17 protein-coding genes are annotated in these 18,635 nt (G+C 44.3%); 6 read left to right on the forward strand and 11 right to left on the reverse strand.

All coding sequences use genetic code 11. From position 1 onward, the window contains the following. Positions 1 to 87 precede the first annotated feature (87 nt). The 6 genes from odhB to sdhC all read right to left on the reverse strand — a co-directional run bounded on the left by odhB (position 88) and on the right by sdhC (position 7,458). The gene (gene odhB, locus AC3CKG_RS11865) at positions 88 to 1,296 is read right to left on the reverse strand and encodes a 2-oxoglutarate dehydrogenase complex dihydrolipoyllysine-residue succinyltransferase (RefSeq protein ID WP_017106130.1); all 1,209 of its coding nucleotides are present in this window, start codon (positions 1,294 to 1,296) and stop codon (positions 88 to 90) included. Positions 1,297 to 1,317: 21 nt separating this feature from the next. Next, entirely contained in the window at positions 1,318 to 4,134 is a 2,817-nt protein-coding gene (gene sucA, locus AC3CKG_RS11870; protein WP_099165314.1) for a 2-oxoglutarate dehydrogenase E1 component, read from the reverse strand. A 97-nt stretch (positions 4,135 to 4,231) separates the two neighbouring features. After that, entirely contained in the window at positions 4,232 to 4,945 is a 714-nt protein-coding gene (locus AC3CKG_RS11875) for a succinate dehydrogenase iron-sulfur subunit (protein WP_009847320.1), read from the reverse strand. A 12-nt stretch (positions 4,946 to 4,957) separates the two neighbouring features. Further along, positions 4,958 to 6,724 (reverse strand): succinate dehydrogenase flavoprotein subunit, encoded by a 1,767-nt coding sequence (gene sdhA / locus AC3CKG_RS11880; RefSeq protein WP_009847321.1) that lies wholly within the window; start codon positions 6,722 to 6,724, stop codon positions 4,958 to 4,960. Next, complete coding sequence (gene sdhD, locus AC3CKG_RS11885; protein WP_004734215.1) at positions 6,725 to 7,072, reverse strand: succinate dehydrogenase, hydrophobic membrane anchor protein; 348 nt, start codon at positions 7,070 to 7,072, stop codon at positions 6,725 to 6,727. Further along, positions 7,066 to 7,458, reverse strand: coding sequence for a succinate dehydrogenase cytochrome b556 subunit (gene sdhC / locus AC3CKG_RS11890; protein WP_012604532.1), 393 nt, complete (start codon positions 7,456 to 7,458; stop codon positions 7,066 to 7,068). Before sdhC ends, sdhD begins: the two co-directional genes overlap by 7 nt. Positions 7,459 to 7,872: 414 nt before the next feature. Between sdhC and AC3CKG_RS11895 the strand changes: the two genes are divergently transcribed. Continuing rightward, on the forward strand, positions 7,873 to 9,162 hold the full coding sequence (locus AC3CKG_RS11895) for a citrate synthase (protein ID WP_004734217.1): 1,290 nt from the start codon (positions 7,873 to 7,875) through the stop codon (positions 9,160 to 9,162). A 304-nt stretch (positions 9,163 to 9,466) separates the two neighbouring features. Here the strand turns inward: AC3CKG_RS11895 and AC3CKG_RS11900 are convergent, their stop codons facing one another. Then, positions 9,467 to 10,225: a Nif3-like dinuclear metal center hexameric protein gene (locus AC3CKG_RS11900; RefSeq protein ID WP_488528394.1), complete on the reverse strand. Its 759-nt coding sequence runs from the start codon at positions 10,223 to 10,225 to the stop codon at positions 9,467 to 9,469. Between the two features lie 90 nt (positions 10,226 to 10,315). On the opposite strand from AC3CKG_RS11900, the gene AC3CKG_RS11905 reads away from it, so the two are divergent. Continuing rightward, entirely contained in the window at positions 10,316 to 11,074 is a 759-nt protein-coding gene (locus AC3CKG_RS11905) for a DUF1853 family protein (RefSeq protein WP_488528395.1), read from the forward strand. Positions 11,075 to 11,197: 123 nt separating this feature from the next. Here the strand turns inward: AC3CKG_RS11905 and pgm are convergent, their stop codons facing one another. Further along, complete coding sequence (gene pgm, locus AC3CKG_RS11910; protein ID WP_017106126.1) at positions 11,198 to 12,844, reverse strand: phosphoglucomutase (alpha-D-glucose-1,6-bisphosphate-dependent); 1,647 nt, start codon at positions 12,842 to 12,844, stop codon at positions 11,198 to 11,200. A 92-nt stretch (positions 12,845 to 12,936) separates the two neighbouring features. Then, positions 12,937 to 13,476: a replication initiation negative regulator SeqA gene (gene seqA / locus AC3CKG_RS11915; protein ID WP_017106125.1), complete on the reverse strand. Its 540-nt coding sequence runs from the start codon at positions 13,474 to 13,476 to the stop codon at positions 12,937 to 12,939. A gap of 93 nt (positions 13,477 to 13,569) precedes the next feature. Between seqA and AC3CKG_RS11920 the strand changes: the two genes are divergently transcribed. The 3 genes from AC3CKG_RS11920 to fldA all read left to right on the forward strand — a co-directional run bounded on the left by AC3CKG_RS11920 (position 13,570) and on the right by fldA (position 15,249). Beyond that, positions 13,570 to 14,331 (forward strand): alpha/beta fold hydrolase, encoded by a 762-nt coding sequence (locus tag AC3CKG_RS11920; RefSeq protein ID WP_488528396.1) that lies wholly within the window; start codon positions 13,570 to 13,572, stop codon positions 14,329 to 14,331. A gap of 108 nt (positions 14,332 to 14,439) precedes the next feature. Then, positions 14,440 to 14,658, forward strand: a complete 219-nt coding sequence (locus AC3CKG_RS11925; RefSeq protein WP_017106123.1) for a DUF2788 domain-containing protein — start codon at positions 14,440 to 14,442, stop codon at positions 14,656 to 14,658. Between the two features lie 57 nt (positions 14,659 to 14,715). Beyond that, entirely contained in the window at positions 14,716 to 15,249 is a 534-nt protein-coding gene (gene fldA, locus AC3CKG_RS11930) for a flavodoxin FldA (RefSeq protein WP_017106122.1), read from the forward strand. A gap of 95 nt (positions 15,250 to 15,344) precedes the next feature. Here fldA and AC3CKG_RS11935 read toward each other — a convergent pair whose 3' ends face one another. After that, positions 15,345 to 15,854 (reverse strand): DUF4442 domain-containing protein, encoded by a 510-nt coding sequence (locus tag AC3CKG_RS11935; protein ID WP_017106121.1) that lies wholly within the window; start codon positions 15,852 to 15,854, stop codon positions 15,345 to 15,347. 207 nt (positions 15,855 to 16,061) lie between these two features. Between AC3CKG_RS11935 and fcrX the strand changes: the two genes are divergently transcribed. Continuing rightward, positions 16,062 to 16,511, forward strand: a complete 450-nt coding sequence (fcrX, locus tag AC3CKG_RS11940) for a ferric iron uptake transcriptional regulator FcrX (protein WP_004734226.1) — start codon at positions 16,062 to 16,064, stop codon at positions 16,509 to 16,511. 199 nt (positions 16,512 to 16,710) lie between these two features. Here fcrX and glnS read toward each other — a convergent pair whose 3' ends face one another. Further along, the gene (gene glnS, locus AC3CKG_RS11945; protein ID WP_017106120.1) at positions 16,711 to 18,378 is read right to left on the reverse strand and encodes a glutamine--tRNA ligase; all 1,668 of its coding nucleotides are present in this window, start codon (positions 18,376 to 18,378) and stop codon (positions 16,711 to 16,713) included. Positions 18,379 to 18,635: the final 257 nt, after the last annotated feature.

An 18,635-nucleotide genomic window follows, 5' to 3' on the forward strand; every position in this document is an offset into this window, starting at 1 on the left:
GTTCAATTGAAGGCCAGACGTTGAGCAGCCTAGCCTTTGAAACTTTTTACGTCTAGCTAACGGGGCTAACTAGACGTTTTAGAGATACTAAACGTCTAATAGCAGACGTGCAGGATCTTCTAGAAGCTCTTTGATTGTCACTAGGAAGCCAACTGATTCACGGCCATCAATTAGACGGTGATCGTAAGAAAGCGCTAGGTACATCATTGGTAAGATCTCAACCTTGCCATCAACAGCCATTGGACGATCTTGGATTTTGTGCATACCCAAAATTGCCGCTTGAGGTGGGTTGATGATTGGCGTAGACATTAGAGAGCCAAATACACCACCGTTCGTGATAGTGAAGTTACCGCCCATTAGCTCATCAACAGTTAGCTTGCCGTCACGGCCTTTGATTGCTAGCTCTTTGATGCCTTTTTCGATGTCAGCGAAACCTAGTGTGTCACAGTCTTTCAGTACTGGAGTCACTAGACCACGTGGCGTTGATACTGCCATGCTGATGTCGAAGTAGTTGTGGTAAACGATATCTGTACCATCAATAGAAGCGTTAACTTCTGGGAAACGTTTCAGTGCTTCTGTTACTGCTTTCACGTAGAAAGACATGAAACCAAGACGCGTATCGTGACGCTTCTCGAATTGGTCTTTGTACTGCTTACGAAGGTCCATGATTGGCTTCATGTTCACTTCGTTGAAAGTAGTCAGCATTGCTGTGCTGTTCTTCGCTTCTAGAAGACGGTTTGCAACTGTCTTACGTAGGCGAGTCATTGGCACGCGTTTTTGGCTACGAGCTGCTGCTGGCGCTTCGACCACTGGTGCAGATGCTGCTGCCGGAGCCGCTTTCGCTGCTGCTAGGTGTGCGTCGATGTCTTCACGAGTAATACGACCACCAACACCAGTGCCTTTAACGTCAGCTGGTTGTAGGTTGTGTTCTGCAAGAAGACGACGAACAGCAGGGCTTAGTGCGTCGTTGCTTTCTTCTGTAAGTGCCGCTTTGTGGCGCTTATCAGGAGAAGCTTCTGTATCTTCAGTCGTGTCTTTCGTTGGTTCACCAGCGACAGCACCAGGTTTGATTTTCGCAAGAAGCTGCTTAGAAAGTACCGTAGCACCCTCTTCTTCAATGATAGCTTCCAGAACACCCGCTTCAGGAGCCGGTACTTCTAGAACTACTTTATCTGTTTCGATGTCTACAATGACTTCATCACGTGCAACGGCTTCGCCTGGTTTTTTGTGCCAAGTCGCTACTGTTGCATCAGCCACAGATTCAGGTAAATCTGGAACCAGAATTTCAATTGTCATGTCTGTATTTTCCTTTTACTTCTAGTTCTTAAGTAGGGTCAAAGCGTCGTCTACTAACGCTTTTTGTTGTTTCAAGTGTACCGACATATAGCCAACAGCTGGTGACGCTGATGCAGGACGACCTGCGTATTGAATATCAGCACCCACTGGGATAGCAGCTCGGAAATTATGTTGACTACTGTACCAAGCACCTTGGTTTTGTGGCTCTTCTTGACACCAAACGTAATCGACTACATTTGTGTATTGAGCGATTGCAGCTCTCACGTCCTCGTAAGGGAACGGGTAAAGTTGCTCAATACGCACAATAGCGACATCGTCTTGCTCGTTCTTACGTCTTTGGTCAAGAAGGTCAAAGTAAACCTTACCTGAACAGAACACGACGCGTTTTACGTTCTCAGGAGCCAGATCATCAATTTCTGCGATAGCTGGTTGGAACGTACCTTCTGCAAGATCTTCAAGAGAAGACGTACACAGAGGGTGACGAAGCAATGACTTAGGTGACATTACAATCAGTGGACGACGCATTGGTCTAACGACCTGACGACGAATCATGTGGTAAACCTGTGCTGGTGTTGAAGGAACAACAACCTGCATGTTTTGTTCAGCACATAACTGAAGGTAACGCTCAAGACGAGCAGAAGAGTGCTCAGGGCCTTGACCTTCATAACCGTGAGGAAGCAACATTGTTAGGCCACATAGACGTGCCCATTTTTGCTCACCTGACGAGATAAATTGGTCAATAACAACTTGTGCACCGTTTGCGAAGTCACCAAATTGTGCTTCCCAAAGGGTTAGACCGCTTGGCTCTGCTGTTGCATAGCCGTACTCAAATGCCAACACAGCTTCTTCTGACAATACCGAGTCAAACACTTGGAATGGCCCTTGTTTGTCATGAATGTTCGCAAGAGGAACATACGTGCTTGCGTCAGTTTGGTTATGAAGTACAGAGTGACGGTGGAAGAACGTACCACGGCCAGAATCTTGGCCAGAAATACGAATACGCTTTCCGTCATCAACAAGCGTTGCATACGCCAGTGTTTCCGCCATACCCCAATCGACTTGTTTCTCGCCATTAATCATGGCAGTACGATCGTTGTACAGTTTATTTACACGGCTCTGAAGCTTGTGACTCTCAGGGTACTGACAAATTTTTGAACCCAGCTCTTTTAGACGCTCGATATCAATTTTGTTGTCCCATTCGATGTTCCAGTCATGACCTAGGTATGGAGACCAGTCGACAGAGTGCATCGCCATTGGGCGCCACTCTTTAACCACAACTTCACCGTGATCAAGAGCATCGCGGTATTCGTTAACAAGTTGGGTTGCAGTATCAATACCAAACTCTCCGCGCTCCATCAGCACATCAGCGTATAGCTTACGTGGTGTTGGGTGCTTCTTGATTTTTTGGTACATCAAAGGCTGGGTTGCATTCGGCTCATCGGCTTCATTGTGACCGTGGCGACGGTAACAAACCAAGTCGATAACAACATCACGCTTAAATGTATTACGGTAATCCAGCGCCAGACGAGCAACAAAAGCAACCGCTTCTGGATCATCTGCATTTACGTGGAAAATCGGTGCCTGAACCATCTTAGCGATGTCAGTACAGTACATTGTAGAACGAGTATCGCGAGGGTTAGAGGTTGTGAAACCAACTTGGTTATTCACAACGATACGAACCGTACCACCCACACAGAAACCACGAGCAAGTGACATGTTAAATGTCTCTTGTACAACCCCTTGGCCTGCAATTGCAGAATCGCCATGGATAGTAATTGGTAGTACTCGGCTGCCATCATTATCGTCTAAGCGATCTTGACGAGCACGAACCGAACCAATAACTACAGGGTTTACGATTTCTAGGTGTGAAGGGTTAAATGCCAATACTAAGTGAACATTCCCACGTGGCGTTGCGAAGTCAGCAGAGAAACCTTGGTGGTATTTCACATCACCGGTTCCCCATGTGTCGTCGTGCTTACCCGCAAATTCGTCAAATAGGTCTTGTGGCTTTTTACCAAGCACGTTGACCAACATATTTAGACGACCACGGTGAGCCATACCAACAACAACTTCACGCATGCCTTGACCACCAGCATGACGAATAATTTCCTTCGTCATTGGGATCAACGCATCACCACCTTCCAATGAGAAGCGTTTTGCGCCAGGGAATTTAGCACCAAGATAGCGCTCAAGACCTTCAGCAGCAGTTAGCTCTTCTAGGAAAGCTTGCTTTTCTTCTTTATCGAAAGAGGGTTGACCAGAAACAGACTCTAAACGTTGTTGAATCCAACGCTTTTGCTCTGTGTTAGTCATGTGCATGTATTCAGCACCAATCGAACCACAATAAGTTTGCTTTAGAGATTTGTACAAATCTCGAAGCACCATCGTCTCTTGGCCAATAGCGTAAGAGCCGACGTTAAATGTCTCATTGAGGTCATCTTCGGTAAGAGTGTGGAAAGAAGGGTCCAGTTCAGCGACTGTATCTCTTTTCCATAAACCTAGGGGGTCTAGGTTTGCTGCTTGATGCCCTCGGAATCGATAGGCATTAATCAGTTGCAGAACCTTTACTTGTTTCGCATCGACATCAGGATCACTAACTTGGACACTGTAATGCTTTGTTTCTTGAGCGAGTCGACGGAAGTATTCACGAACGCGAGAGTGTGGTTGTTCCACCGTTTCTGAAGCTTGCACAGGCAATTCTTCAAATACGCTTCTCCATTCGTCACTTACCGAGTCGGGGTCACTTAGATACAGTTCGTAGAGTTCTTCTACGTACGTTGCATTGGCGCCAGCCAAGTGTGAAGACTCGAGCCATGCCTTCATCACGCCGTTGTGCATATTTTCCCTTAACCAGTAGTTTTCACGTTTGCTGCGGTCTATGCCGAGCTATTAAAAGGCCGCCCCAAAACTTCTAGGGCGGCAATTTTTATATAACTTAAACCGAACGATTCACTAGCATGGTCTTAATGTGACCAATCGCTTTCGTCGGATTTAATCCCTTAGGACAAACACTTACACAATTCATGATGCCATGGCAACGAAAAACGCTAAATGCATCATCAAGATCGGACAGACGTTCGTCTGTCGCCGTATCTCGGCTATCTATTAGCCAACGGTATGCTGCAAGTAGGCCAGCTGGTCCGATGAACTTATCTGGATTCCACCAGAATGATGGGCATGAAGTCGTACAACATGCACACATAATACATTCATACAAACCATCTAAATGAGCACGCTCATCAGGGCTTTGTAGGTTTTCACGAGCCGGTGGCACATTGCCATCAGACACTAAGAACGGCTTAACTTTTTCGTAGTTATCGTAGAACTGAGTCATGTCTACGATTAAATCACGCACAACAGGCAAACCTGGAAGTGGGCGAATTACGATTTTATCTTGGCCAGAAAGTGCAGACAGTGGCGTAATACACGCCAATCCGTTTTTACCATTCATGTTCAAACCATCAGAGCCACATACACCTTCACGGCATGAGCGACGGAATGAAATCGTTGGATCTTGCTCTTTCAAAAGAATAAGCGCGTCCAAAAGCATCATGTCAGAACCTTCTTCCACCTCTAGGGTGTACTCTTTCATGTAAGGCTTCTGGTCCACATCTGGGTTGTAACGGTATAAAGAGAAATTCAGTTTCATGGTCATATCTCCTTAGTACGTACGTGCTTTCGGCGGGAATGCTTCACGATGGATAGGTTCCATGTTCACACCACGCTTAGTCATACTTTCTGATTCAGGGTTGTAAAGTGAGTGGCATAGCCATTGCTCATCATCACGATCTGGGAAGTCAAAACGAGCATGCGCTCCACGACTCTCTGTACGGAAGTTTGCTGCAACCGCGGTTGCAAATGCCGTTTCCATCAAGTTTTCAAGCTCTAAACACTCAATACGTTGCGTGTTGAACTCAGTCGACTTGTCTGAAAGGTGTGCATTTTTAAGGCGCTCACGAATCACTTTAAGCTCTTCTAAGCCATCAGCCATCGCTTTACCTTCACGGAATACAGAGAAGTTGTTCTGCATACATTGCTGAAGATCTTTACGAATTACCGCAGGGTCTTCACCGTCAGTACTGTTTTCCCAACGATTGTAGCGCTCTAGTGAACGTTCAATGTCGGCTTCAGTTGCAGGTTTTGCTTCAGCTTGCTTGTTCAAAGTCTCACCAAGGTGAAGACCTGTCGCACGACCGAATACAACCAAATCAAGTAGCGAGTTGCCACCTAGACGGTTTGCACCGTGTACGGATACTGAAGCGATTTCGCCACAAGCGAATAGACCTTGAATTTCAACGTCTGTACCGTCTTCAGTTTGTTTGATTGCTTGACCAGAAACCTGTGTTGGAACACCACCCATCATGTAGTGACACGTTGGGATTACAGGAATTGGTTCTTTAACAGGATCAACATGAGCGAACGTACGAGAAAGCTCACATACACCCGGTAGACGAGATTCAAGCGTCTCTTTGCCTAGGTGATCAAGTTTCAGCTTGATGTGTGGACCCCATGGACCATCACAACCACGACCTTCACGAATCTCAACCATCATCGAACGAGCTACAACATCACGACCTGCTAAATCTTTAGCATTCGGAGCATAACGTTCCATGAAGCGCTCGCCGTCTTTATTGAGAAGGTAACCACCTTCACCACGACAACCTTCTGTTACCAAAACACCTGCGCCAGCGATACCCGTTGGGTGGAACTGCCACATTTCGATGTCTTGCATTGGAACGCCTGCACGAATCGCCATACCAACACCGTCACCAGTGTTAATGTGAGCATTGGTTGTTGATGCGTAAATACGACCAGCACCACCAGTAGCAAGGATTGTTGCCTTCGCTTTGAAGTAGCAAACCTCACCCGTTTCCATACAAAGCGCGGTAGTACCTAAGATTGCACCATCTTCGTTTTTAACAAGATCCAGTGCATACCACTCAGAGAAAACCGTCGTTTTGTGTTTAATGTTTTGTTGGTAAAGCGTGTGTAGCAGTGCGTGACCAGTACGGTCGGCTGCAGCTGCGGTACGAGCCGCTTGCTCACCACCAAAATTCTTAGATTGGCCACCAAACGGACGTTGGTAAATACTGCCGTTATCAAAACGAGAAAATGGAAGACCCATTTTTTCTAATTCGATAACCGACTCAGGGCCATTTTTACACATGTATTCGATAGCATCTTGGTCGCCGATGTAATCGGAACCTTTAACCGTATCGTACATGTGTTGTTCCCAGTGATCTTCATGCGCATTACCAAGAGCAACGGTGATACCACCTTGCGCAGATACAGTATGAGAACGAGTTGGGAAAACTTTAGAAAGCAACGCACAAGATAGGCCTTGCTCAGAAATTTGTAGCGCGGCGCGCATACCAGCACCACCAGCGCCAATTACTACAGCATCAAACTCACGAACAGGAATAGTCACTTACGCACCCCACAAAATAAACAGACCAGAGAAGAAATATCCTAGAAGAACCGCAACAACACCGACTTGAAGACCAACGCGCAATTTTGCACATTTGATGTAGTCAGTTAGTACTTGCCACAAACCGATCCACGCGTGAACCAAAATTGAAGTAAGCGCTAACATGGTGAAGACTTTAGTGAAGGTACCACCAAAGAATTGCGTCCAAGATGCGTAAGAAATATCACCTGAGAAAGCACAGAAGCTCACTAGGTAGATAGTGTAAAGCGTCATAATGATGGCTGTTGCACGAATCAATAGATAATCATGCACACCATTACGACCAAAAGTAGAAACGTTGTTTACCATACTAAGATCCCCGCTAGTAGAGACAATACCGCTGTTGCTGCGAATGCAACCTTCGCGCTCTTAGCGCCAGATTCCAGCTCTTCAAAGTGACCAAGGTCCATAAGAAGGTGACGAATACCACCAGCAATGTGGTAAGCCAAAGCGGTTAAAATGCCCCACAGAATAAACTTCACGAAGAAACCGTCGACAATGTCGCTAGCTTCCATAAAGCCTACAGGGGAAGAGAGGGAAATGGATAGTAACCAAAGCAGAATTCCGATCGCAACAAAAGTAATCACCCCAGACACACGGTGTAGGATGGAAGCTATTGCTGTGATGGGAAAGTGGATGGTCTGTAAATCTAAATTAACAGGTCTTGTCTTTCTTTCTTTCACGGGCTCGCTCACTCAGCTCCATTGAGCATGATGGTCATTAAATAACCTTATGTATTGTTATGGACAAAATTTGATTGCAAACCCTCAAAATTTAACATTAACTTAACAAATAACGTAAGTTGAGCCTTAGATAATTGTAAAATAATTGTTAATCGCTAGGTTTCTGAAGACACCTCACATTTCTTCTTAGCCTTGCATTTATAAGGTTTTAACCAAACTTTTCAGCGCCACTATACGGCTGGCAACATTCTAATACAATTGATGCAACAAATAATGCTACACAGAACAGATTTTTAACGAATTTAATGTAAAAAACACTAACAAGTGCACACAAAGCTTCAGAAAAATTGACTTTCCCACGTAAGACCAGTAAAAAAATGGCACATAAACATCCTGGACGGATTAATAATAACAAAGGAGATTGTTATGGCGGATAAGAAAGCTACCCTTCATATTGAAGGTCAAGCACCGATCGAATTGCCGATTACAGAAGGCGTACTTGGTACACCAGTGATCGACGTTCGTACACTAGGTTCTAATGGTTTTTTCACTTTTGATCCTGGTTTTCTTGCCACTGCATCTTGTGAATCGCAAATAACTTATATTGACGGTGGAAAAGGTATTCTTCTACACCGTGGTTATCCAATTGATCAACTGGCCAATAACGCTGATTACTTAGAAGTTTGTTACATTCTTTTATACGGCGAAGCTCCTTCTCGAGCTCAATACGAAGAGTTCAAGACGACAGTCACGCGTCACACCATGGTTCATGAGCAAATTGCTAGTTTCTTCCACGGCTTCCGTCGTGATGCTCACCCAATGGCTGTTATGTGTGGTGTGGTAGGTGCGCTTGCTGCGTTCTATCATGATTCATTAGATGTTAATAACGACACACACCGTGAAATTGCGGCATACCGCCTAATTTCAAAAATGCCAACACTGGCTGCAATGTGTTACAAATATTCAATCGGTCAACCGTTTATCTACCCGCGCAATGACCTAGGCTACGCAGAAAACTTCCTACACATGATGTATGCAAACCCATGTGAAGAATATGAAGTAAACCCTGTTGTTGCTCGCGCAATGGACAAGATCTTTACACTACATGCTGATCACGAACAAAACGCTTCAACGTCAACGGTTCGTTTAGCAGGTTCTTCGGGTGCAAACCCATTTGCTTGTATTGCTGCTGGTATCGCTTCTTTGTGGGGCCCTGCTCACGGTGGTGCTAACGAAGCTTGTCTAATGATGCTTGAAGAGATCGGTAGCGTAGACAACATTGAAGAATATGTAGCAAAAGCAAAAGACAAAGATGACCCATTCCGCCTAATGGGCTTTGGTCACCGTGTCTACAAGAACTACGATCCACGTGCAACGGTAATGCGTGAAGCGTGTCACGAAGTACTTAAAGAGCTGAACATTCAAGATCCACTACTTGATGTAGCAATGGAACTTGAGCGCATCGCTCTTTCTGATGAGTACTTTGTATCGAAGAAGCTATACCCGAACGTAGATTTCTACTCAGGTATCATTCTGAAAGCGATCGGCATTCCTGTATCAATGTTCACAGTAATCTTCGCGATGTCTCGTACTATCGGTTGGATTGCACACTGGAACGAAATGCACAGCGATCCGACGAACCGTATCGGTCGTCCTCGTCAGTTGTACACTGGTGAAGAACAGCGTGATTTCCAAGCTCTACACGAGCGCGAATAGTAAAGTTTCGACTTTTCTAATCGATTGAAATCAAAAAGGGTTGATGTATTAACATCAACCCTTTTCTTTTCTGCGAGATGCGAGATGCGAGATGCGAGATGCGAGATGCGAGATATTTTGAATTTCTATGACACCTTGTCAACGCTACAATCAAAGAGATTTCCAACCGCTTCTTTCGTCAGTCGAGGGAATGACAAATTACTTGAGATCTCTCGCAGTAAAATCCATTAGAGTTCTAACTAGCCAGTCTCATCGACGGGTACAAATTTATAGTGACTCGTATCCTACATCCCATATCTTCTTTTTATACCGGGTTGTCGATATCGATAAACTCAACATCTAAGTCATGCTCTTTCGCTAACCACTCACCTAATGCCTTCACACCATAACGTTCTGTTGCGTGGTGTCCTGCTGCAAAGTAATGAATATCTTGCTCACGCGCTGAGTACGTAGTTCGCTCTGAAATCTCACCAGAGATAAACGCATCAATGCCTTGAGAAGCCGCTAACTCAATGTAGTCTTGACCACCACCGGTGCACCAACCGACAGTAGTAATCATTTTGTCTTGGTTCTCTGGAGCAATGTGTAATGGCTTGCGGTTCAAAGCTTGGTCAATCTTTTCTGCGAACTCTGCACCTGTCATTGGCGCACTCAACTTGCCAAACATCGCAACCGATTGTGGGTGCCCTTCCAAGCCGCCTTCGACTTCGATATCAAGCAACTCAGCCAGTTTCGCGTTGTTGCCTAACTCAGGGTGAATATCAAGAGGCAAGTGGTAACCCAAAAGGTTGATGTCGTTTTTAATCAAGGTACGAATACGCTTGCCCTTCATGCCGCGAATCGCTTCTGACTCGCCTTTCCAGAAAAAACCGTGGTGAACCAACAAAGCATCGGCATTCAATTCTACCGCTTTATCAATCAGCGCTTGGGAGGCCGTGACACCAGTAATGATACGCTTTACTTCTGACGCACCTTCAACCTGTAAACCATTCGGGCAGTAATCTTTAATCTGCTGTGGCTGCAGTTTTTCATTAAGTAGCTTTTCTAATTGTAAGTTATTCATTTTTCTTTCCAGCTTACCTTTATAATAACGTCGTTATATCAATTTACGGGTAGAATGTCGAAAGCCCTAAGATGAGTTTATGAGGAACAGATGACAGCACTGCAACGTTTTTACCAATGGGTTATCGACTCTCCACCGTTACTGGAAATCAAACCACCCATTTCTGATCTCAGAGCCTTCTCAAGCCCTCATACCATAGATTTATCACATACATACAATGGTAATCCTAGGTTAGGTTTCCTCTACCAGCACCTGTGTGAGCAAGTCATCGGTGCTTCGGATAATTATGCAATCAAGTACGATGAGATTCAGATTAATGTTGAAGGTAGAACACTAGGTGCTATCGACTTTATTCTCGAAGAAGAGAGCAGCCAAAAGCTGCAACATTGGGAAGTGGCGATTAAGTTTTACCTACTCCATGAACAGACATGGTTTGGTCCTAACTCTCACGACCAATTAGATAAGAAGCTCGATCGTATGTTGAGCCACCAGCTGGGTATGTCGTCTTCAACGGCCTTTGTTGAGCAATATCCAGAGATTGATGTCGACTCAAAACATCTCCTCATGCAGGGGCGTCTATATACCAACCCCTTCTTAGATCAAAAAGTACCTACTGAATGTTTGGGCTACGACATTAATTCAAGCCAAGTAAACGGTTTTTGGTGCTATCAAAACCAAGCTCATTTAATTACGGAAGTGCTCTACCCTCTCACCAAAGAGCAATGGGCAGCGGGCACTGATGATTTCACCTGCGAACCTATCACCGAGTTTGGTGATCGCTTCGTTCATGGGCAAACCAAATCAGGGCAGTTTTGGTTTGTGATGCCACAAAGTTGGCCACACGGATAATCTATTCAGTTATTCAACCACTTAGTCCTAGCCGCTTTATCCACAAACTGATAAAAAAAGGGCTGATGCTTTCACATCAACCCTTTCACTATTTACCTTGTGACTCTACTAATCTGTATTCGATTATAGGCCAGCGGCTGCAAATACTTGATTAACAATCTCTTGAGCTTCTGCTTCGATTGCTTTTAGGTGCTCTTCACCTTTAAAGCTTTCACAGTAGATCTTGTAGATGTCTTCAGTACCTGATGGACGAGCGGCAAACCAACCGTTCTCAGTTGTCACTTTTAGGCCGCCAATCGCAGCGCCATTACCTGGAGCATGCGTTAGGCGTGCAGTAATTGCATCACCAGCAAGCGTCTCAGCTGAGACCATCTCTGGAGATAGCTTCTTAAGCACGTCTTTTTGTGCGCCGTTAGCTACTGCTTGAATACGGTTGTACTTAGATTCACCATGTTTAGCGGCAAGTTCTTCGTAGTATTCTTGTGGGTTCTTACCCGTTACTGCTGTGATTTCAGCCGCAAGTAAGCAAAGAATCAGGCCATCTTTATCTGTTGACCAAGGCGTACCGTCTTTACGTAAGAAAGATGCACCCGCACTCTCTTCACCACCGAAACCAAACTGACCGTTATAAAGGCCATCAACGAACCATTTGAAACCAACTGGCACTTCGCAAAGCTCGCGACCTAAGTCAGCAACAACGCGGTCAATCAATGCACTTGATACCAGTGTTTTACCAACAGCAACATCTTTACCCCAACCTTCACGGTTGCGGTATAGGTAATCAATACACACTGCTAGGAAGTGGTTTGGATTCATTAAGCCTTTTGGCGTAACAATACCGTGGCGATCGTAGTCAGGGTCGTTACCAAACGCTAGTTGATAGTCGTCTTTAAGAGCCAGTAAACCTGCCATCGCGTATGGAGAAGAGCAGTCCATACGAACCACACCGTCTTTGTCTAGAGACATAAACTGGAACGAAGGATCAACCGCTTCACTAACAAGAGTAAGGTCTAGGTTGTACGCTTTACCAATTTGACGCCAGTAATCAATACCGCTGCCACCCAGTGGATCAACACCAATTTTGATGTTTGCTTTCTGGATCGCTTCCATATCAACCACATTAACCAAGTCAGCAACGTATGGTGCAACCAGATCCACTTCTTTCACTAACTCTGACGATTTAGCCTGTGCGATAGGAGTGCGCTTAACGCCTTGCATTTGCTCAGCAATGATCACGTTCGCACGGTCTTCAATTGCTTGAGTCAATTCAGCTTCAGCTGGACCACCGTGAGTCGGGTTGTATTTAATACCGCCATCTTGTGGTGGGTTATGCGAAGGCGTGATAACGATGCCGTCCGCTTTTTTATCATTCGCTAGGTTGTGCGTAAGAATCGCATGCGAGATGCCTGGTGTTGGAGTAAAGCCATTTTTTTCTTGAATAATAACTTCAACGCCGTTGGCTACAAGCACTTCGATAACAGTAGAAAACGCAGGCTCAGAGAGAGCGTGAGTATCTTTACCTAAGAAAAGTGGACCTGTTGTACCTTGCTCAGCACGAACCTCAGCAACAGCTTGTGCGATCGCGAGAATGTGGTTTTCGTTAAATGTTGATTTGTCTGCTGTACCGCGATGACCTGAAGTACCGAACAGTACTTTGTGATCTGGGTTAGTCGCATCCGGCTGCTGTAAGAAATAGTTAGCCACTAAAGCCGGAATATTATGAAGATCTTCCTGCTGAGCTTTCTGCCCGGCACGAGGGTGCATAGCCATTTTTCGACATCCTTATATATAAAATTTAAAAACAAAAAAACCTCATAATATCTTCTTATCCATGGATATTATGAGGTTTAAATCAGATTTCGTTAAATTGAACCTGTTACTTTTTCTATCAATTCTGCTTGGAAATTCATGCGGCTCATAAGCTGCTCAACCATCTGTCTTTTACGGCTTGTATTATTATTAGTAATAACCCAAAAAGGACTTTGTGGAATGGCTTTAGGCTTAGTGGTGTTGCCGTTTGCTAATAATGTTGCTTCATTATCGGCAAAGTAAACACGCTTGCGGCCTTTTACTTGAGTTGCTTCAGAAAAGCTTTCAGCGTCAATTTTATGCAGTGTCGATAACACTAGCATGAAACGATCAATGGCTTTCTTTAATGATGCAAACTCATCTGATATTAGTAGTGAGCGCATTTCTTTAACGCCATCGAACTTCTCTGGAGTAAAGCCTACCTCTTTGCTAACAACGATACCTTTTGGCTCAACGCTCTCTTTGAACGGAACCATGCCTGGGCGATCTACTTGTAACAAGCGGCGCAGAATATCTGAAGCGCTTTCGCCAATACGTTCTGTCTGACCCGCGATATAACGGTATAGGTCTTCATCAACCTCAATTGTTTTCATTCGCTTTTCACAATCTCAATGTTTAAACTCAGGGGGATTATAGCGAGATCCGCGCGGATACTCTACGTCAAACCCACCATGAATAAGATAAAAATGTCAGTACAGCTCAACTATAAATTAGAAGGTGCGGGTCACACCATTGTTTTGATCCATGGATTATTTGGTAATCTGGACAACCTTGGCTTGCTGGCTAGGGATCTAAAGACCGATCATCAAGTGCTCAGCATTGATCTGCGTAACCACGGTCAGTCCTTCCATAGCGATACTCACAACTATCAAGCAATGGCACAAGACGTTGCTCAGCTGTTGAATGATCTTGAACTAAAAGATGTCAATGTAATTGGTCACTCTATGGGTGGAAAAGTCGCAATGGCGCTTACCCAGCATCTTGAATTAAATAAGCTGGTTGTGTTGGATATGGCACCGGTCGCTTACACTCAAAGTCGTCACGACAACGTATTCGCAGGTCTACAAGCGGTAATAGAAGAACGACCAACGTCACGCTCAGACGCACTAAAGGTTCTCGCAAAACACATCGAGATAGATGGGGTTCGCCAGTTCCTAACCAAATCTTTGTTCAAATCAGAACAAGGCATCATGGAATGGCGCTTCAACGTCGCGTCACTGCTCGCCAATTATTCGCAGATCATTGGTTGGGAACCGATTGATAAAACCTCGGTCAAAACCTTGCTGATAAAAGGTGGGGGTTCTGATTACCTCACGGCTGAACACCAAACCGCCGTTCAAGAGCAGTTTTCCAACGCAAAGGCACATGTTATCGCCAATACTGGACACTGGTTACATGCTGAAAAACCAGCTGAAGTGCTCCGTGCAATCAGAAAATTCATCGCTTAAATATGTTGATTCGTCGATATAAATGAGAGCTGTGTAATCACAGCAGATTAACTTTATCTCACAAGAGTGATATAGTGCGCCCAAGCAAATTTGGTATATAAGGTTCCCATGCTTTACGACTACATGAACATCATTGAATCTGTTGGTTTAGATCTTCTGTTTGCCGCGATTTTCTTTCTAATCGGAATGGCAATTAAAGACGTTCTAAAGGAAGGAAATGTTCCTGCATTTGGTCGTCGCATCGTATGGTTAGTACTTTTCCTTGGCTGCGCAGGCTTTATCGCAAAAGGGATAATCCAATTAAGCTGGGAAGGAACTGGAATCTAACGATTTCCTCCGAACTTTATTACACCGACAACAGACAAAATGAAAGGTAATGATTCTATGGCAAGTGTAGGTCTCTTCTTTGGTAGCGATACAGGTAACACTGAAGCTGTTGCTAAGATGATTCAAAAGCAATTGGGCAAACAGCTCGTTCAAGTTCAAGACATTGCAAAAAGCAGCAAAGAAGATATCGATAACTTCGATCTACTGCTGCTTGGTATCCCTACGTGGTACTACGGCGAAGCACAATGTGATTGGGATGACTTTTTCCCTGAGCTAGAAGCTATTGATTTCTCAACAAAGCTTGTTGCTATCTTTGGTTGTGGCGACCAAGAAGATTACGCAGAATACTTCTGTGATGCTATGGGTACTATCCGTGACATCGTTGAAGCGAAAGGCGGTACTATCCTAGGTTACACATCAACTGAAAGCTACGAATTCGAAGCATCGAAAGGTTTAGTTGAAGGCGATGACAGCCAATTTGTTGGTCTGTGTATTGACGAAGATCGTCAACCAGAACTAACTGACGAGCGCGTAACTAACTGGGTTAAACAAATCCACGAAGAGATGTGCCTAGCAGAGCTAGAAGACTAATTCTCTCGTCGTTGTTAATTGTTACAATTAATAACAACAGTATAGATACGAAAAAACCTCCATCTTGGAGGTTTTTTGCTATTTAGGCTTACAGGTTAACATTCCGCTTCGAGAGCTTCTTCGTCATCTTCTCTAAATTGAGGTTTCTTTCTCACATATAGGGTTCGTTGTATTTCTGATACCACATTCCCCTTGTTATCTTTTACGTAGATAATAAACTCAGGAAAGCACTTCTCCCCTAACTGAGTTTGACGGTAGATATCATCAAGTTGCCCTTGGCTTATCTCGAAATCAGCATACAGGTCAGATTGCCCTGGCTTGATAAAGTTGATGCTTGCTTCTTTATCCCAAACATAATATCGCTCACCTAAAATACCCATTAACATCAAAGAGTAAACAGGATCGGTTAGGGAAAATATACTGCCGCCATATTGAGTACGATTGGCATTTTTATTCCACCAACGTAGCTTAAGCACTGTCTTTACTACCCTAAAGTCAGCACTGATATGGGCTATCTTAATACCAGCACCCCAGAAAGGAGGCCAAATGTTGAGAGCGAATTTTACGATGTTTGGTTTATATATTCTTGCAAGTTGCTTATTCATAACAACATTCCGTGTTCATATTAGAATTACCGCCACCTTGACTGGTCGTACCTCCACTATAAGTGAGATACTTCCAATTTACAAAACAGATTGTGATGTCAGTGAGTAACCCTTTGAAGTTCGTGGTTTATTGTTATGCCTGACTAAACTATAATGGTATTAATATTGAATTCTGTTAATTGCTGCAGATCATCAACAGGAAAGTATATGTCAGACAATAATCAAGCGCTAAAAGATGCTGGTCTTAAAGTGACCCTCCCACGGCTCAAAATTTTAGAAGTATTACAACAACCAGACTGCCAACATATTAGTGCTGAAGATTTATATAAAAAGCTGATCGACTTAGGTGAAGAGATCGGTCTTGCGACCGTTTATCGCGTACTGAACCAATTCGATGATGCTGGCATTGTAACTCGCCACCACTTTGAAGGTGGTAAGTCTGTATTTGAACTTTCAACACAGCATCACCACGATCACCTAGTATGTTTAGACTGCGGTGAAGTTATCGAATTCTCTGATGATCTTATCGAAGAAAGACAAAAAGAAATCGCTCAACGCTACAACGTACAGTTAACTAACCATAGTTTATACCTGTATGGTAAAAGCATCACTGGGGATTGCAAAGGCAACCCAGACGCACACAAAGCGAAGAAATAACTCAGAACGCTGGCTTAGGCCGGCGTTTTTTATTTGGGCTCATGCCGTATTAAGTTTCACATCAGCTTGATCCACAATTTGTTATTTTATCCAGATACAAAAAAACCGGCTCTAGGCCGGTTTTTTATTAAGTATATCTTGAGAAACTAAGCTTTAGGGCTCTAAGCTTTAGAAAGCTGAGCTATAGAAAACTAAGCTATTAAGCTTCAGTTTTACCCCAAGTATCACGCAGGCCAACCGTACGGTTAAATACTAGCGCGTCTGCTTTCGAGTCTTTCGAATCTACGCAGAAGTAACCTGTACGTTCAAACTGATACGCTTGCTCTGCCACACCTTCTGCGAGGCTAGGTTCAACAAAACCGTTTAGCGTAACAAGTGACTCAGGGTTAAGCGTTGCAGCGAAATCATCAGCAGCGGCTGGGTTTGCCACAGTGAATAGACGATCGTACAAACGAATCTCAGCAGGCAATGCTTTATCAGCCGATACCCAGTGGATAACGCCTTTCACTTTACGGCCATCTGCAGGGTTCTTACCCAGTGTTTCATTGTCGTAAGAACAGAAGATAGTCGTAATGTTGCCTTCTGCATCTTTTTCGATACGTTCAGCTTTAATCACGTAAGCACCACGTAGGCGAACTTCTTTACCTAGAACCAAACGCTTGTACTTCTTGTTTGCTTCTTCACGGAAGTCGTCACGTTCAATCCAAACTTCGCGTGTAAATGGCACTTCACGAGTACCCATTTCTGGCTTGTTCGGGTGGTTTGCCACTGTCAATGTTTCTACTGTATCAGCGTCGTAGTTTTCAATCACGACCTTGATCGGATCAAGAACAGCCATTGCTCGAGGTGCATTTTCGTTGAGATCATCACGGATACAAGATTCAAGTGAACCGAACTCAATCATGTTCTCTTGCTTAGTCACACCAATACGCTTACAGAATTCACGGATAGAGCTTGAAGTGAAACCGCGACGACGTAGACCAGAGATAGTTGGCATACGTGGATCGTCCCAGCCTTCAACTAGGTTTTCAACCACAAGTTGGTTCAGCTTACGCTTCGACATTACCGTGTATTCAAGATTCAGACGGCTAAACTCGTATTGACGAGGTTGGCAATCAATCGTGATGTTATCTAGAACCCAGTCATACAAACGACGGTTGTCTTGGAATTCAAGAGTACAGATAGAGTGCGTAATACCCTCTAGCGCATCAGAGATACAGTGAGTGAAGTCATACATTGGGTAAATGCACCACTTGTCAGCAGTCTGATGGTGGTGAGCAAAACGAACACGGTAAATAACTGGATCGCGCATAACCATGAATGAAGAACTCATGTCGATCTTAGCACGTAGACATGCTTTGCCTTCCTCGAAGCCACCGTCACGCATTTTCTCAAATAACGCTAGGTTTTCTTCAGGGCTGCGATCACGATATGGACTCGCTTTACCAGGCTCTTTCAATGTGCCACGGTACTCACGGATTTGATCAGGACTTAGCTCGTCAACATACGCTAAGCCTTTATTAATTAATTCCACAGCATAAGCGTAAAGCGTATCGAAGTAGTTTGATGAGTAACAAATATCACCAGACCATTCGAAGCCTAACCAGCTTACATCATTCTTAATTGACTCAACGTATTCAACGTCTTCTTTTTCAGGGTTTGTATCATCGAAACGAAGATTACACTGTCCCTGGTAGTCCTGAGCAATACCAAAGTTCAAGCAAATAGATTTAGCGTGACCAATGTGCAGGTAGCCATTTGGCTCCGGCGGGAAACGAGTATGCACGCTACTGTGTGTACCATCCGCTAAATCTTTATCGATAATTTGGCGAATGAAATTCGATGGACGAGCCTCAGCTTCACTCATCTATAGCACCTCTATGTATTTAGTATTGTCAGAGAAAGTTATCTTCCATCCCCAAGAAAAAGGCGGCTTTTGCTGCCTATCATAGATAGAAAGATCATTGTTGCTAATCATCCACAATTCTTCGCCTTTGCACAATAAGAACCATCAGTTAATTGTGATTATTTCCTCTATTCGCTGAAGAATAGAACGAACCTTGTTCACTGCCCTTAAATGACAGGCACAAAAAAGCCTCCCGTTTGGGAGGCTTTCAATTTGAA

The organism is Vibrio sp. QJM3NY_15 (genome assembly GCF_057785995.1).

What these genes read in the sequence shown, in the direction of transcription:
- odhB (WP_017106130.1), bottom strand. Translation starts at nt 1,296, where the DNA reads ATGACAATTGAAATTCTGGTTCCAGATTTACCTGAATCTGTGGCTGAT.
- sucA (WP_099165314.1), bottom strand. Translation starts at nt 4,134, where the DNA reads ATGCACAACGGCGTGATGAAGGCATGGCTCGAGTCTTCACACTTGGCT.
- AC3CKG_RS11875 (WP_009847320.1), bottom strand. Translation starts at nt 4,945, where the DNA reads ATGAAACTGAATTTCTCTTTATACCGTTACAACCCAGATGTGGACCAG.
- sdhD (WP_004734215.1), bottom strand. Translation starts at nt 7,072, where the DNA reads ATGGTAAACAACGTTTCTACTTTTGGTCGTAATGGTGTGCATGATTAT.
- AC3CKG_RS11895 (WP_004734217.1), top strand. Translation starts at nt 7,873, where the DNA reads ATGGCGGATAAGAAAGCTACCCTTCATATTGAAGGTCAAGCACCGATC.
- AC3CKG_RS11900 (WP_488528394.1), bottom strand. Translation starts at nt 10,225, where the DNA reads ATGAATAACTTACAATTAGAAAAGCTACTTAATGAAAAACTGCAGCCA.
- AC3CKG_RS11905 (WP_488528395.1), top strand. Translation starts at nt 10,316, where the DNA reads ATGACAGCACTGCAACGTTTTTACCAATGGGTTATCGACTCTCCACCG.
- pgm (WP_017106126.1), bottom strand. Translation starts at nt 12,844, where the DNA reads ATGGCTATGCACCCTCGTGCCGGGCAGAAAGCTCAGCAGGAAGATCTT.
- seqA (WP_017106125.1), bottom strand. Translation starts at nt 13,476, where the DNA reads ATGAAAACAATTGAGGTTGATGAAGACCTATACCGTTATATCGCGGGT.
- AC3CKG_RS11920 (WP_488528396.1), top strand. Translation starts at nt 13,570, where the DNA reads ATGTCAGTACAGCTCAACTATAAATTAGAAGGTGCGGGTCACACCATT.
- AC3CKG_RS11925 (WP_017106123.1), top strand. Translation starts at nt 14,440, where the DNA reads ATGCTTTACGACTACATGAACATCATTGAATCTGTTGGTTTAGATCTT.
- fldA (WP_017106122.1), top strand. Translation starts at nt 14,716, where the DNA reads ATGGCAAGTGTAGGTCTCTTCTTTGGTAGCGATACAGGTAACACTGAA.
- AC3CKG_RS11935 (WP_017106121.1), bottom strand. Translation starts at nt 15,854, where the DNA reads ATGAATAAGCAACTTGCAAGAATATATAAACCAAACATCGTAAAATTC.
- fcrX (WP_004734226.1), top strand. Translation starts at nt 16,062, where the DNA reads ATGTCAGACAATAATCAAGCGCTAAAAGATGCTGGTCTTAAAGTGACC.
- glnS (WP_017106120.1), bottom strand. Translation starts at nt 18,378, where the DNA reads ATGAGTGAAGCTGAGGCTCGTCCATCGAATTTCATTCGCCAAATTATC.